Source organism: Sphingobacterium nematocida, assembly GCF_900168125.1.
Lineage (GTDB): Bacteria > Bacteroidota > Bacteroidia > Sphingobacteriales > Sphingobacteriaceae > Sphingobacterium > Sphingobacterium nematocida.
Window position 1 is genome coordinate 99968 of the sequence record NZ_FUZF01000018.1, and the last position, 14393, is coordinate 114360.

Below are 14393 nucleotides of genomic sequence, written 5' to 3' on the forward strand. Positions count from 1 at the left end.
ACTTTGTCCTTACGATGAAGGCAAATACAAAGTTGATATTACCGGGAGGTTATTGCAATTCGAAACTCGAATATTCACGATTTAAAACAAGAGAAGTAAATATAGGCGACATCCCTATGGGTGGAGACAATCCCATCCGTATACAGAGCATGACGACCATCGACACGATGGATACGTTAGGTTCTGTAGAGCAAACCATCCGAATGGTAGATGCTGGCTGTGAATATGTACGCATCACTGCACCTAGTATCAAAGAAGCCGAAAATTTAGCAAACATCAAACGTGGACTTCAGGCACGAGGATATCAAGTTCCTCTGGTAGCCGACATACATTTCACCCCCAATGCAGCCGAAGTAGCGGCTCGTATTGTCGAAAAGGTACGGGTCAATCCGGGCAACTACGCCGATAAGAAAAAATTTGATCAAATTGACTACACGGACTCCGCTTATCAGGCTGAACTAGAACGTATACACAAAAAATTTGCCCCATTGGTCGGCATTTGTAAAGAGTACGGCACTGCGATGCGTATAGGTACCAACCACGGATCACTATCTGACCGGATAATGAGTCGTTATGGAGATACCCCGGAGGGCATGGTCGAGTCTGCTATGGAATTTATGCGTATATGCGAAGATTTGAATTATTACAATCTTGTCGTATCCATGAAATCTTCCAATCCACAGGTCATGGTACAGGCTTACCGTCTACTTGTCGAGCGAATGGTAGCCGAGGGAATGAATTATCCTTTACATTTGGGCGTCACTGAAGCCGGTGATGGCGAAGATGGACGCATCAAATCTGCTGTCGGCATAGGAACGCTCCTAGAGGATGGATTGGGCGACACCGTACGCGTATCATTGACAGAAGAACCCGAAAAAGAAGCACCGGTAGCGATTGCTTTAGTAAACCGCTATTCGAAAAGAAAGCAAGAAATTGAGACGCAAGAACAACAGCCCATCCTTGCATTCTCTTCTGCTAAGACCACCATCCCATACACCTCAAAAGAAGTTAATACGTTCGTGGGTGGATCTTTAGTTCCACGTGTCATCGTAGACATTTCGGGCAAAAATCTAAAAGATCCTTTTATCCTGTCGGATGTGGGTTATCGCTACGATCTGATCAACGACAAATACCATATGGGCGATCAGTCTGTAGATTTCGTATACCTGGGCGACCAGCTGCCTTCATTTACGATGCCAGGCAACCTGAAGCAGTTGTACAACTACCCTACTTGGCGCCAACTGACAAACACAACAAACATCCACCCGATATTCACCTTAGAAGAATTCAACGCAGCTGGCTCCAAAGATCCAGTGTTAAATATCATACGGATCAGCAATGAACTCTTGCAGTCAACACATTTCGAATTGCTGCAATTAGACGATAGTATTGTTTTTCTACTGGAGACTAGCCATCTACATGGAATGGCAGATCAACGTCAGTTTTTTGCAAACTTACAGGAAATAGGTATTGATACTCCGGTTATCCTACAACGCAGCTATGCTACCGCAGATTTTTCCGGTCCGATTGGTGACATTATGAATCCCGAAGAACCCATTTCTAAATTGCAGTTGTATGCAGCTACCGATTTTGGAGCTTTGTTAGTAGATGGATTAGGTTCCGGTATCTGGATTGATGCCAAATCCATTCCGACAGATAAATTATCTTCTATTTCATTTGGCATACTTCAAGCCACACGATCACGAATTTCTAAGACCGAGTATATCTCCTGTCCTAGCTGTGGTCGTACCCTTTTTGACCTGCAGGAAACTACACAAATGATTCGCAGCAGAACAAACCACCTCAAAGGCCTCAAGATCGCAATCATGGGTTGCATTGTTAATGGCCCAGGAGAGATGGCCGATGCCGACTATGGCTATGTAGGCGCAGGACCGGACAAAATAACGCTGTATAGAAGCAAAGAAGTTGTCAAGAAAAACGTCAGTTCGGCCAACGCCCTCGACGAATTGATCGAGATCATCAAGAATGACGGTCTTTGGGTAGCGGAAGAGGAAATTTAAACAGACGTCGATGTATATGCTGCCGGAGATAGATATAAAAGCCTAGAGCTATCATCACTCCTGCAGCTCCCATTAAATACAAGGTGTATTTAATCCCCATACCTTCTGCAACAGCACCTATAAGAAGACTCCCTATAGGAAAAACACCTTGAAATGCCATGACATAATAGGACATGATACGCGCTCTATAACTGGGGATAGCGTGTGTCTGGATATAGGTATTGATACTCGAATTTTGCATCATCATTGCAAAAGACACAGCGACGGTAAATAGCAATGCCGAAACCAAGTAATGTGCATAGGCAAGCAACAAAAGTGCAATCCCCATGATCAGAGCAGAAAACAAGACCCTATAGCGCAGGTTTTCACCAGTCTTCAACCGGGCCATATTAATAGCCCCAATCATAGCTCCTAGCCCCGCTGCGCTTTCAAACCACGAAAAGGTACGTTCATCCCCATTAAACAAATCTTTCGCTACAGCAGGCAGCAAAGAGGTATATGGAATCACAAAAAGACTAGAGCAAGTCATTATAATGATCAGAGAGGCGATATGTGGCGAACGCTTTAAATAGTCAAACCCATCTTTCATTCCTTGCCAATTGGACAATTGCTTTGTATTGGCGACAGGAGATTCAGTGATGCGCATTAAAGACAAAGTGAATAGAACCGGAATAAAACTTAAGAAGTTGATAAAGAAACAAACCAACTCGCCGTAAGTGCTTAAAAGAATCCCTCCGATAGCCGGCCCTACCATCCTTGCTGCATTAAACACCGAAGAGTTAAGCGCAATAGCATTGGGCAAGTCCTTCTTGTTATCAACCAGAGAGATTAATAATGCCTGTCTGGATACCACATCAAACGCGTTAATCACCCCCTGCGCAAACCCCAATACACACAGCCAGTATACAGAGACCCAATTCACATAAACCACTGAAGTAAGCAAAGCTGCTTGTATCATTAACAGCACCTGTGTAATCACCACCAATCTGTACTTGGACCGTCCATCGACAAAACTTCCGATAAAAGGAGAAAACAACAATGAAGGTGACAACGAAATGAAAGAAACAAACCCCAGCCAAAAAACGGAATCAGTGAGCTTATAAACTAACCAACTTATAGCGATACGCTGCATCCAGGTACCCAACAGCGAAATGGATTGTCCTATGGTATGTAGCCTAAAATTGGGGTAATGAAGCGACCTGAAAATATCCATATGGGCAATATACTTAAATCAGCGGAGTGAAACCTATATTCCAGAAACATTATGACCTTGAGAAAACGTAGTCTTCTCAAAAAACTCTAAAGAATTAACTACCTTTGTAACAGCTAAAACAAGAGATAGTTTTTAGATCCTGACAATAATTTGTAAACAATAATCAATCAAAAACATGAAATTTTTTATAGACACAGCCAATTTAGCACAGATTAAAGAAGCACAAGATCTAGGTGTATTAGATGGTGTTACGACCAATCCAAGCTTAATGGCTAAAGAAGGAATCAGTGGCGACGAGAACGTAATCAATCACTACAAAGCAATCTGCGACATCGTGGACGGCGACGTCAGCGCAGAGGTTATTTCTACCGATTACGAAGGCATGATTAAAGAAGGCGAGGCTCTTGCCGCTTTAGACAGCAAAATTGTAGTTAAGGTACCTATGATCAAAGATGGTATTAAAGCTATCAAATACTTCAGCAAGAAAGGCATCAAAACAAACTGTACATTGGTATTCTCTGCTGGTCAGGCTTTGTTGGCTGCTAAAGCAGGAGCAACTTATGTATCCCCGTTTATCGGTCGTCTTGACGATATCTCTGTCGATGGACTAGGCTTGATCGAAGAGATCAGATTAATCTACGACAACTACGGTTTCACTACGCAAATCTTAGCTGCATCGGTACGTCATAGTGCACATATATTAGGCTGTGCTAAGATCGGTGCTGATGTGATGACAGGTCCATTATCGGCAATAACAGCATTGTTAAAACACCCACTAACGGATAGTGGTCTTGCTCAATTTTTAGCAGATCATGCTAAGGCTTCTGGCAAATAAAATACAAATCATTCAGGGGTCGCCAGGGATGTCCTGGCGACCCCTGAATAAAACGAAAAAACATATACCAAGACAGGCACGATGAGTATTGAAAAAAAACAGGTAAAAGACGCTACAATCAACGAAGAATTTGTGGACATTTTAAGAAGAAATAAACTTAAAATAACCCAACCACGTCTACGCGTTTTAGAAATTATTTCCGAAAAAAAGTCTGCCATATCCCAACCCGAGTTAGAGAAAATTGTAGGCAAAGATATCGATCGAGTAACCCTCTACCGGATCCTAGGAAGCTTCGATGAGAAGGGAATTCTGCACAAGGTTTTTGATCTAAACGGCACAGCAACCTATGCCATCTGTTCGACCAAATGCACAGCCCACCACCACCACGACCAGCACATACATTTTATCTGTTCGGTTTGCAACAGTGTATACTGTCTCGACGAAGTCAGCATTCCCAAAATTACCCTTCCCAATAATTTTGCACTGCATTCCATAGCTATAAATGCTGTAGGTCTGTGTGACAAATGTAGCAGCAACGCATAATACTTTGCTGCTTACATCTTCCTTTCCCAATGCCCTTACCTCCTAAATAAAACCTCCACTCGGATACGTTAATTTCCATTATTTCCATTCGCTATTTTCCCTTACTATCTTTTTCAGCGTTAGTCCGAAAACAGGAGTTCGAAAGAGAAAAAAATAGCTAAAAACAATCAAAAAATAAACAACACAAAATTAGCAAACAAACAATTAAATATCTAACAACAAGATTATTACAAAAAACTAAATAAATTAAAAATACAACGATAAAATATTAGCAAAAGATATCTAAAACAGGTAAAAAGACAAAAACAACCTTAACTCTCTTTGCTAGCACATACCAAAATCATAAAATTTTAGCTTAATTAAATTAAAAACCTAATTATCAATAAATTAATAAAGATAAAATAAACAACAAATTAACAACAGGTATTTTAAAAATAAATATCTTCTTGTTTCCTCAAACTCCCGCATCATTTTTGTATATTTCCTATATATTTTAAGAGAGGGTACCATGGGCGTCCACAAAAATTTGTTCTACCCATTTATGGGACTCCCCTTTAATATAATATAGAGCTTTTATAATTAATCTGCGTTAGGCTTTCATAAGCTGCTAAGCAAAAAAATAAGTGAACGTAGTCTAACTAGAGGCTTCAGTACTTACAACAGAAAAACGAATGAAATCAAAAAAAGAAAATCCCTACAAGGAAGTTTTAACCCAACTGATTATTGATGTCTTTGAAAAATCAGGGAACCCACTTCTCAACTATAAACAGGTAGCTTCAAAGCTAAATGTTACAGATACCGATTCTAAAGTAGCCATTGCTGACATCCTTAGCGACACTTCCAAAAGCAGTCCTTTCGCTCAACCTGAAAGAGGCAAATTTAAGCTCCGCCAACTACAGGTTTATATCATCGGAAAAGTAGACATGACGGCAGATGGGTCAGCCTATATCGTCCCTCAAGATGAGTTCGAAAACGACATCTTTGTAGCACCTCGAAAAGTACGCCAAGCACTACATGGAGACATCGTAAAAGTGCATGTATACGAACGAAAAAAAGGACGTAAAAGAGAAGGCGAAGTCGTCGAAATATTGCAGCGTGCAAAGACCGATTTTACAGGAACGATAGACATCTCTCAGAGCTATGCTTTTTTCCTTCCTGACGATCGAAAAATGCTCCACGACATCTTCATCCCGTTAGACAATTTGAACGGAGCGAAAGACGGGGAAAAGGTATTGGTCACCATTATCGAATGGCCTAAAAATGCGAAGAATCCGATAGGTAAAGTCAAGACCGTGTTAGGTGTCAAAGGTGAAAATAACACCGAGATGAATGCCATCCTTGCCGACTACGGCTTTCCACTAAAGTTCCCCAAAGAAGTCGACGAAGCTGCAAATGCGATACCCGAAGAAATCAGTAAGGAAGAGATTGCCAAACGCAGAGATTTTAGGGACACACCTACCTTCACGATTGACCCTGCGGACGCCAAAGACTTTGACGATGCCATATCATTCAAAACATTGGAGAATGGAAATTATGAAATCGGGGTTCACATTGCAGATGTATCCTATTATGTAACCCCGGAAAGCATTTTGGACAAAGAAGCTTTCGAGCGAGCGACATCGGTCTATTTGGTAGACCGGGTAATCCCCATGCTGCCGGAACGCTTATCCAACAATTTATGCTCCCTACGCCCCAATGAAGACAAACTCTGCTTTTCAGCAGTATTTGAAATGGACGAAAAAGCAAATATTATCGATCAATGGTTCGGCCGTACGTTGATACATTCAGACCGAAGATTCAGCTATGAAGAGGCCCAAGAAATCATTGAGAATAAAACTGGAGACTATGCAACTGAAATTCTCAAATTGAATGAACTGGCCTATATTCTTCGCGATCGTAAATTCAAAAATGGAGCAATAAGCTTTGAAAGCGAGGAGGTCAAATTTCATCTTGACGAAAATGGAAAACCATTAGGTGTATACACCAAAGTTAGAAAAGATGCACATAAATTGATTGAGGACTTTATGTTATTGGCCAATCGTAAGGTAGCTGAATATATAGGCAAACAAGGAAAAGGGAAAAACAAACTTGGATTTGTTTATCGTTTTCACGACACCCCTAACCCAGAGACACTAACGAGTTTCTCTCAGTTTGCGTCCCGGTTTGGCCACAGGCTGACTATCAAATCAGACAAAGAAACAGCTAAATCACTGAATGCTCTAATGACCAAAATTGAAGGCAGTAAAGAACAAAACCTACTGACTTCCCTTGCTGTTAGATCGATGGCAAAAGCAATCTATACAACAAAACAGTCATCGCATTATGGTTTAGCGTTCGACTACTACACACACTTTACCTCACCAATACGTCGTTACCCCGATGTTATGGTACACCGTCTACTCCAATTTTACTTGGATGGAGGTACGAAAGTCAATGTAGAGCACTACGAAAAGATGGCCGAGCATTCTTCTCAAATGGAGAAAAAAGCGGCAGAAGCAGAACGCGCATCCATAAAATATAAACAGGCCGAATTCCTGCAAGATCAGGTTGGCGTCGAGTACACAGGGATCGTATCCGGAGTTACCGAATGGGGTATGTATGTCGAAATTCAAGAAAACAAGTGTGAAGGGATGGTCCGTCTACGCGACATCACCGACGATTTCTACACGCTTGATGAAAAGAATTTTGCGATCATCGGTCAACGCCGGAAAAAAGTATACCAACTGGGCGATACTGTGCAGATTAAAGTCAAGAAAGTTGATTTAGAAAAAAGGCAGATAGACTTCACCTTAATAAGTTAACACGATTGGGGTATCATCTTTTGGGGGGATGATACCCACTAATCTACCTATTTGAAATTATACTTTAGGAGTATACAAAATTATGATTTCCCAAGCCCGATAGATAAAGACTCAAAAACATTGAATCTACTACTTTCTACCGCGGCATATACAAATAAAAGAAAGTATAACCATAAATCGTATCGACCTTCTTAAGCTATAGCAAAAACATGCTATACATGCTTATTATTTTAACAAACTTTAGCTATCAAAGCGACAATCAATAACATATTGAAATTAGTTATCTTTGTAACAACTGTTTATCCGTAACAAAATGAGCCAAAAGTGTGCCCTTGTATTAGACGACCATCAGTTGTTTGGTGAGTCCTTTGCTGTATTATTGGAAAAGTACACCGAGATAAAAACTGTACACACCTTTCAGGAGATATCCGAGTTATTTCGTTTTTTAAGTCAACATAGCCGACAAAATTTTTTTATTTTTTTGGATTACTACCTCAAAGACACGAATGGCTTGACTGTATTAACGGATATCCGGCGACTCAATAAACGCTGTAAAATCATCTTTCTGACGAGCGCAAGTAGCTGGCCCGTCATCTACAACATAGAAAATCACAACCCCGATGGCATTATTAGCAAAGCCGGCGGTCTCGATATCTTATTAGAATGCATACAATCTGTACAAAAAGATCAGCAATACCTATGCCCCAGTTTCCAGGAATTAAAAGCAATCAACATCAAAAACCAACCGGTAAGTTTTACGGCACGTGAGCTCGAAATACTTAACTATTTTGTTGAAGGATATACCATTGCCGAAACTGCGGAAAAGACCTTTTTAAGTCGACATACCATCGTAGCTCATCGTCGTAACATGATGTCAAAGGCCAATTGTACTTCTATCAGTCAATTACTAACATACTCCAGCAACTGGAAACTGATTTGATAAAACACAGAAAATTCTAAACAAAACTTTCATGATTCCACTGGATTACAAACAGGTATGGACCGAACCCGATTGTAGCGGGTGAGCTCTTGAATGCCTACGATAAAGAAAAATGTAATGAAAAAAGTTCTTGATGTCCATTAAACCGAACGAAGAGAGCTCATTGATGCCTTTGAAAAAGTAGTCATGGATCAATAACACAAACACTTTCAGAAAAAAATGGGGATCGCGATAATTCGTAATCCCCATTTTTCTGAAAGTTCTTGATGGTCATATTCTTGGAATATACCCATACCACTGCTTAGAGCTCCAATACCTCGACTTCTGTTCGTCTATTTGCTTGATGTTCTGCACGCGTACAGTCCACCCCATTGCTACATTTATTCAACAGGCGCTTCTCTCCGTAGCCTTTAGCGACCAAACGCTCCCGGGCAATACCTCGAGTAACCAAATAGTCTACCGCCGACTGCGCTCTACGTTGAGACAGTTTTTCGTTATAACTATCCGAACCGCGACTATCCGTATGGCTGGACAATTCTATTTTCAACGTAGGATTATCGCGCATTGTCGCTACCAAACGATCTAATATCTTAGCGGCATCTGGACGAATATTATGCTTATCGAAGTCATAGTGAATATTTTCTAAAATAAACTTATCTCCTACTTTCAAAACAGGTGTCAAGTTCATGGTATATCGTATCACCGTATCTTTGGTAGGAAGGATAGCATGTACAAGTACGGAGTCTGCGTGATAGCCCTTCTTCTCGCCCAACAATCGGAATTCTGTATTAGGCGTTATGTCAAAACTGATAAACGCGTTGTTGTCTGTCGTTCCCTTTGAGACAATAGCGTCTTTCATACCGAATAATGTGACCGTGGATGCAGGCAACAATTCACCGGTATTACGATCGCGGGTCACTCCTTCGAGGATAATACGAATTTTAGGTTTTTGAAAAACAAATGAATAAATATCGTCAGAACCTATTCCGCCTTTTCGATTGGATGAAAGGTAACCAACTTTAGCTTCGGCAGACTCGCCGTACTCGACATAAGCAAAGTCATCCGAAGCAGAATTAATAGGGTATCCTAGATTAACTGGTTTGCCAAATATATTTCCTTTACCTTTTGCCTTAAAAATATCCAGACCACCCATACCGACATGCCCTGTACTTGAAAAATACAATGCATCTCCAATCACAGTCGGGAACATTTCGTCTCCAGCGGTATTGACAGCGTCTCCTGCATTCTGCGGAGCACCCCAACTTCCATCCGACTGAAGTATGCTATACCATATATCCACACCGCCTTTACCACCCGGCATATCCGAGGCGTAATACAATGTTTTCTCATCACGACTCAACGCAGCATGTCCCAAAGAGTACGACTTCACATTGTTGTAAGCAAAATCCTCTTCTACCCAATCTCCCGCCTTCTTACGAAATACCTTAAGCTCTAGATTATGCTTATTCCACTTGTCACCATCTGCTTTAAATCGCTCCCCATCCTTGCCCGGAAAAGTACGTGTTACATACAAGATATCTTCCGCGGCATTGGTAGCTATCGGTCCAATATGATAAGAAGCGCCGTTGATAGACGAGGTCAACTGATTTGGATAAACCAATGTACCATCCGCTTGACGTTCGGCAGCATATACCTTTAGAAATGCCTGCCCGGTCATCCCACTTTTGGTGTTCAACAGGCTATTAGGCTCTGCAGCATACAACACACCTTTAGCCGTTGTAGCCACCCCAAATTCTGCTAAAGAGGTATTAACAGCCTGCTCATTCTTCAGCTGATGTTTGGTAGGATTGCGCATCCATACTTGGGCTGAATCTGCCCCAGTAATGGCAGCTTGAATAGCTTCATTTTTTTGCTGTGTAGCCAAATAAAGCTCATACTGCTGTTTTGCTTCCGCGTACTTACCTTGCTGCTTCAATACTTCTGCATAGTTCAAACGCGATTGTGCCGAAGCTCCTTTTTGCGTTACGATCCTTGCATACCAATTTTCAGCTAGATCATATTGCTTGATGTAAAAATAACTGTGAGCCAGATGCTCCATAGTTGCCACACTCGGTTTCTTGACATCAACCAGTTTTTCGTAAGCGGCAGCCGCTTTGGCGTACTGCATCTCTTTGTAAAATTGATCGGCCCTACTCCGTCTACTGGGTTGTTCCTGTGCATTGACCGCAGTAATCCCCAACGACAATGCCCCTGCCATCAGGACCGTATTAATAAATGTTTTCGTTCTCATGATCTATAATGACATCTTGTTAGAAATAGCGTGGACTTAAGATTTGACGGTACGACTTACCGAAGGTGATCCCTAAGGTAATCTCATGGGTTCCGTTCTGCAGCCCGCTCATACGATTCAACATGTGATCATAAGAATACCCTACGCGCAATTTCGGACTTACATAAAATTGGGCTATGCCACTTAATGAATTTAGTGAACTTAGCTTATTAACAGAAACATTATTGTATTCCCGGTCAAAAATACGAGCTCTGGTCCGATAACCTCCACCGATCCAAAATTTGTCATTAAAGATAAACATGGCATTTAGATCTAACGAAGTAGGCCCTTTGAAATCATCTTTGACCAATAGACTAGGTCTCAACAATAAACCTGGTTCCAATTCAAAAAGAGCTCCCGCAATGAAATAACCGTGTATTTTACGATAAAGACTTTCTAAGGAGTTTTGATTAAACTGAAAATCTTCGCTGCTGTTACTGTTCGAGAAAAGATCCTGAACCGATACACCTGCATACCATTTCGGATTACTGTAATACACTCCTAGACGGATATCCGGTCGCCAAGTCGTGATCATATGATCTGGTATGGCCCAGTCATTTCTCTCCACGGGAGACAGCTTATTCCCGTCAAGACTATACTGGGTTACTCCTCCGGCTACACCAAGTGCCAAACGATGTTCGTCTGCACGGTCTAACTGCAATCGTAATGCATAGTTTGCAAAGATACTGGTAGCTCCCTGCGCTCCAAGCTTATCTGCTGTCACTTGCAAGCCGACACCATGTCGCTTCTCCACAGGATCCAATATGCCGTCAATAGAAATAGATCCTGTCTTAGGAGCTCCATCCCATCCGGACCATTGGCTCCGCAATCCCATCTGCCCAAACCATTCTTCCTTATACCCTGTATAAGCTGGATTGACCGCTATGGAATTAAAGATATACTGCGTAAACTGTATATTTTGTTGGCCATGGCCCTTCATTGCTAGAAGGACCATAGACATGAACAACACACTTTTTATATTAAACTTCTTCATTGTAGAATAGCTTATCTTGTTTTAATTAACACCCATCCTTTACGCACCTCTTCTTGTCCACCTTTTTTCAACGTCACAATATAATAATAAGTTCCTTCATTGAGCCCTGCTCCATTCCAGCGATTATCATAACTCTCATTACGGTATACCTCATTACCCCAGCGGTTTACAATTGTTAAACCGATCTGGTCATAATTCTCAATACCTACGATCTCGAAAGTATCATTGATACCATCACCGTTTGGTGTGAAAGTATTCGGGATAAAGACATTGGATGCCTCAATCGTAATCGTCGCTACAGCACTTCTACAGTTTGTAGGGTTGAGTACTTCACATACGGTGTATGGATAGGTGTAAGTACCCGGTCTTGTACTTGGCGCGACCGTGATCGTACCATCTGCATTCATGGTCAGCCCAGGATTACTTGGTACACCTGGTTTCAGGGTAACTTCCGTTAAATCTATTGGCTTTCCATTGTAGCTGTCATTTTTCAACACAGATTCTGTCGTCACTTCCTCTTTAGACCATTCCAATTTTATTGGATCGTCTACGGTAACAATTGGAGCCGGCGCCACTACCACCTTCACTACAACAGAGCTACAGTTGTTCGGATTCAATACCTCACAGATCTTGTACGTGATCTCGTAGCTTCCTGCCGGTGTCTCTGGATCTACTGTAACGATACCTGTTTTAGGATCTAGCGTAGGAACAGGAGCCCCAGGTGTTTTTGGATCTGCAGGTTTCTCTACCGTAACTGTTACATCCTTCGGATCAACTGGTTTGTTGTTCAATTTATCATTATCCAACACCGATGGAGTTTTACCGCCATCTTTACCGTTGATAGCTGGTGGCGTATCTACCACTGCTTCGATTGGAGGTGCTTCTACAACAATAGTAACCGTAGTCGTAGAACAGTTGTTCGGATTCAACACCTCACAAATTTTGTAGGTGATCTTATACTCCCCTGCTGGTGTCTCTGGATCTACTGTAACGATACCTGTTTTAGGATCTAACGTAGGAACAGGAGCCCCAGGTGTTTTTGGATCTGCCGGTTTCTCTACCGTAATCACAACATCCTTCGGATCAACTGGTTTATTATTCAATTTATCGTTGTCCAGTACATTAGGTGTCTTACCGCCGTCCTTACCATTGATAGCTGGTGGCGTATCTACCACTGCCTCAATAGGAGCCTTCTCTACAACAATAGTAACCGTAGTCGTAGAACAGTTGTTCGGATTCAATACCTCACAGATTTTGTAGGTGATCTCGTACTCGCCTGCTGGTGTCTCCGGATCTACTGTAACGATACCTGTTTTAGGATCTAGCGTAGGAACAGGAGCCCCAGGTGTTTTTGGATCTGCCGGTTTCTCTACCGTAACTGTTACATCCTTCGGATCAACTGGCTTATTATTCAATTTATCATTATCCAACACCGATGGAGTTTTACCGCCATCCTTACCATTGATAGCTGGTGGCGTATCCACCACTGCTTCGATTAGAGGTGCTTCTACAACGATAGTAACCGTAGTCGTAGAACAGTTGTTCGGATTCAATACCTCACAGATTTTGTAGGTGATCTCGTACTCTCCTGCTGGTGTCTCTGGATCTACTGTAACGATACCTGTTTTAGGATCTAACGTAGGAACAGGAGCACCAGGTGTTTTTGGATCTGCCGGTTTCTCTACCGTAACTGTTACATCTTTCGGATCTACTGGGTTGTTGTTCAATTTATCGTTGTCCAGTACATTAGGTGTCTTACCACCGTCCTTACCATTGATTGCTGGTGGCGTATCTACCACTGCTTCGATTGGCACCCAAGGTAATGGGGTGATTGTACAGTCTGCACAATTCGGATCTGTAGGATCCCCAGGATTTGGTGTATTACCGGAAGTAGATTCGCCAGTAACTGGATTATCTTTCGGATCCTTACCTTCAGCTTTCGCAATGTTAGATACAAAGCCTTTAATCATATCGGCTTGTGTAATCGTATGTTCTGCCTGAAGTATAACTTCTTGTCCAACATTCAATTTACTTATAGTTCCAACATTTTTAACATCGGCATTATCATCGGTAACTGCAATATCATATAACGTTACATTTCCAGTATTGGTCACCTTAATGGTATAAGCGATCTTATCGCCTGCGTGTCTATAGCCAGACGTAGATACCGCTGTCTTCACGATAGATATGGATGGATCCATCGGGAAATCAACCACTGTAGTAGGATCGCTCGGATCTTTTGGTGTAGGGTCTACAGATGGTACATTCGGGATATTTGTGGTGCTGCCCGGAGGAGTACCTCTTACAGTAGCATTATTTTCTACTAACCCCGCATCCTTGTCCGCCTGAGTCAACGTGTAAATGGCTGTACCTACTGCTGATTCACCGGGAGCTAACTTTATTTTATTAAGGGTAACACCAGATGGAAGTTTCGCATCCGTAATTTTAATATTATCGATCGTAACGTTACCGGTATTGGTAACCTTGAACGTATAGGTAATCGTATTGCCGTCTGTGGATAGCGATCCGTCTTTACTGAATGTAAGTGATGGATTAGCCGGAACATCTACGATAGTAGGGTTCTCCGGATCGCCAGGTTCGCCCGGATTGCTCGGGTCAGGTGACGATGGTACTGGTGTGATAGGTGTAGCAGGATTGCTCGGATCCGTTGTCGGTGGCGTACCTGTTACGGTAGCCTTGTTAACAACCTCTCCGGCATCTTTCTCCGCCTGTGTAAGTGTATACGTAGCTGTGCC

General features: G+C 42.0%; 9 protein-coding genes. 5 read left to right on the forward strand and 4 right to left on the reverse strand.

The annotated features are described in order from the left end of the window. Positions 1–14: 14 nt before the first annotated feature. Positions 15–2021, forward strand: a complete 2007-nt coding sequence (gene ispG / locus B5X76_RS17280; protein WP_079645078.1) for a (E)-4-hydroxy-3-methylbut-2-enyl-diphosphate synthase — start codon at positions 15–17, stop codon at positions 2019–2021. On the opposite strand, the gene B5X76_RS17285 is transcribed toward ispG, so the two are convergent. After that, the gene (locus tag B5X76_RS17285; protein ID WP_079645080.1) at positions 1981–3234 is read right to left on the reverse strand and encodes an MFS transporter; all 1254 of its coding nucleotides are present in this window, start codon (positions 3232–3234) and stop codon (positions 1981–1983) included. The two genes, ispG and B5X76_RS17285, sit on opposite strands and share 41 nt — an antisense overlap. Before the next feature lie 175 nt (positions 3235–3409). Between B5X76_RS17285 and fsa the strand changes: the two genes are divergently transcribed. The 4 genes from fsa (at position 3410) to B5X76_RS17305 (ending at position 8353) form a co-directional block, all read left to right on the forward strand. Then, complete coding sequence (gene fsa, locus B5X76_RS17290; RefSeq protein WP_079645082.1) at positions 3410–4069, forward strand: fructose-6-phosphate aldolase; 660 nt, start codon at positions 3410–3412, stop codon at positions 4067–4069. Between the two features lie 81 nt (positions 4070–4150). Beyond that, positions 4151–4612: a Fur family transcriptional regulator gene (locus B5X76_RS17295; RefSeq protein WP_079645084.1), complete on the forward strand. Its 462-nt coding sequence runs from the start codon at positions 4151–4153 to the stop codon at positions 4610–4612. A 671-nt stretch (positions 4613–5283) separates the two neighbouring features. Beyond that, positions 5284–7413, forward strand: a complete 2130-nt coding sequence (gene rnr / locus B5X76_RS17300) for a ribonuclease R (protein ID WP_079645086.1) — start codon at positions 5284–5286, stop codon at positions 7411–7413. Positions 7414–7726: 313 nt separating this feature from the next. Continuing rightward, positions 7727–8353: a response regulator transcription factor gene (locus tag B5X76_RS17305; RefSeq protein WP_079645088.1), complete on the forward strand. Its 627-nt coding sequence runs from the start codon at positions 7727–7729 to the stop codon at positions 8351–8353. Between the two features lie 301 nt (positions 8354–8654). Here B5X76_RS17305 and B5X76_RS17310 read toward each other — a convergent pair whose 3' ends face one another. From B5X76_RS17310 to B5X76_RS17320, 3 genes are all read right to left on the reverse strand, one after another. Beyond that, positions 8655–10604, reverse strand: coding sequence for an OmpA family protein (locus B5X76_RS17310; protein ID WP_079645090.1), 1950 nt, complete (start codon positions 10602–10604; stop codon positions 8655–8657). Positions 10605–10623: 19 nt separating this feature from the next. Next, on the reverse strand, positions 10624–11637 hold the full coding sequence (locus B5X76_RS17315) for a PorP/SprF family type IX secretion system membrane protein (RefSeq protein WP_079645092.1): 1014 nt from the start codon (positions 11635–11637) through the stop codon (positions 10624–10626). An 11-nt stretch (positions 11638–11648) separates the two neighbouring features. Further along, a partial coding sequence (locus tag B5X76_RS17320; RefSeq protein WP_139375371.1) for a DUF7507 domain-containing protein occupies positions 11649–14393 on the reverse strand: 2745 nt, incomplete at its 5' end.

Coding starts and splice junctions, on each gene's coding strand:
- ispG (WP_079645078.1), top strand. CDS start 15: ATGAAGGCAAATACAAAGTTGATATTACCGGGAGGTTATTGCAATTCG.
- B5X76_RS17285 (WP_079645080.1), bottom strand. CDS start 3,234: ATGGATATTTTCAGGTCGCTTCATTACCCCAATTTTAGGCTACATACC.
- fsa (WP_079645082.1), top strand. CDS start 3,410: ATGAAATTTTTTATAGACACAGCCAATTTAGCACAGATTAAAGAAGCA.
- B5X76_RS17295 (WP_079645084.1), top strand. CDS start 4,151: ATGAGTATTGAAAAAAAACAGGTAAAAGACGCTACAATCAACGAAGAA.
- rnr (WP_079645086.1), top strand. CDS start 5,284: ATGAAATCAAAAAAAGAAAATCCCTACAAGGAAGTTTTAACCCAACTG.
- B5X76_RS17305 (WP_079645088.1), top strand. CDS start 7,727: ATGAGCCAAAAGTGTGCCCTTGTATTAGACGACCATCAGTTGTTTGGT.
- B5X76_RS17310 (WP_079645090.1), bottom strand. CDS start 10,604: ATGAGAACGAAAACATTTATTAATACGGTCCTGATGGCAGGGGCATTG.
- B5X76_RS17315 (WP_079645092.1), bottom strand. CDS start 11,637: ATGAAGAAGTTTAATATAAAAAGTGTGTTGTTCATGTCTATGGTCCTT.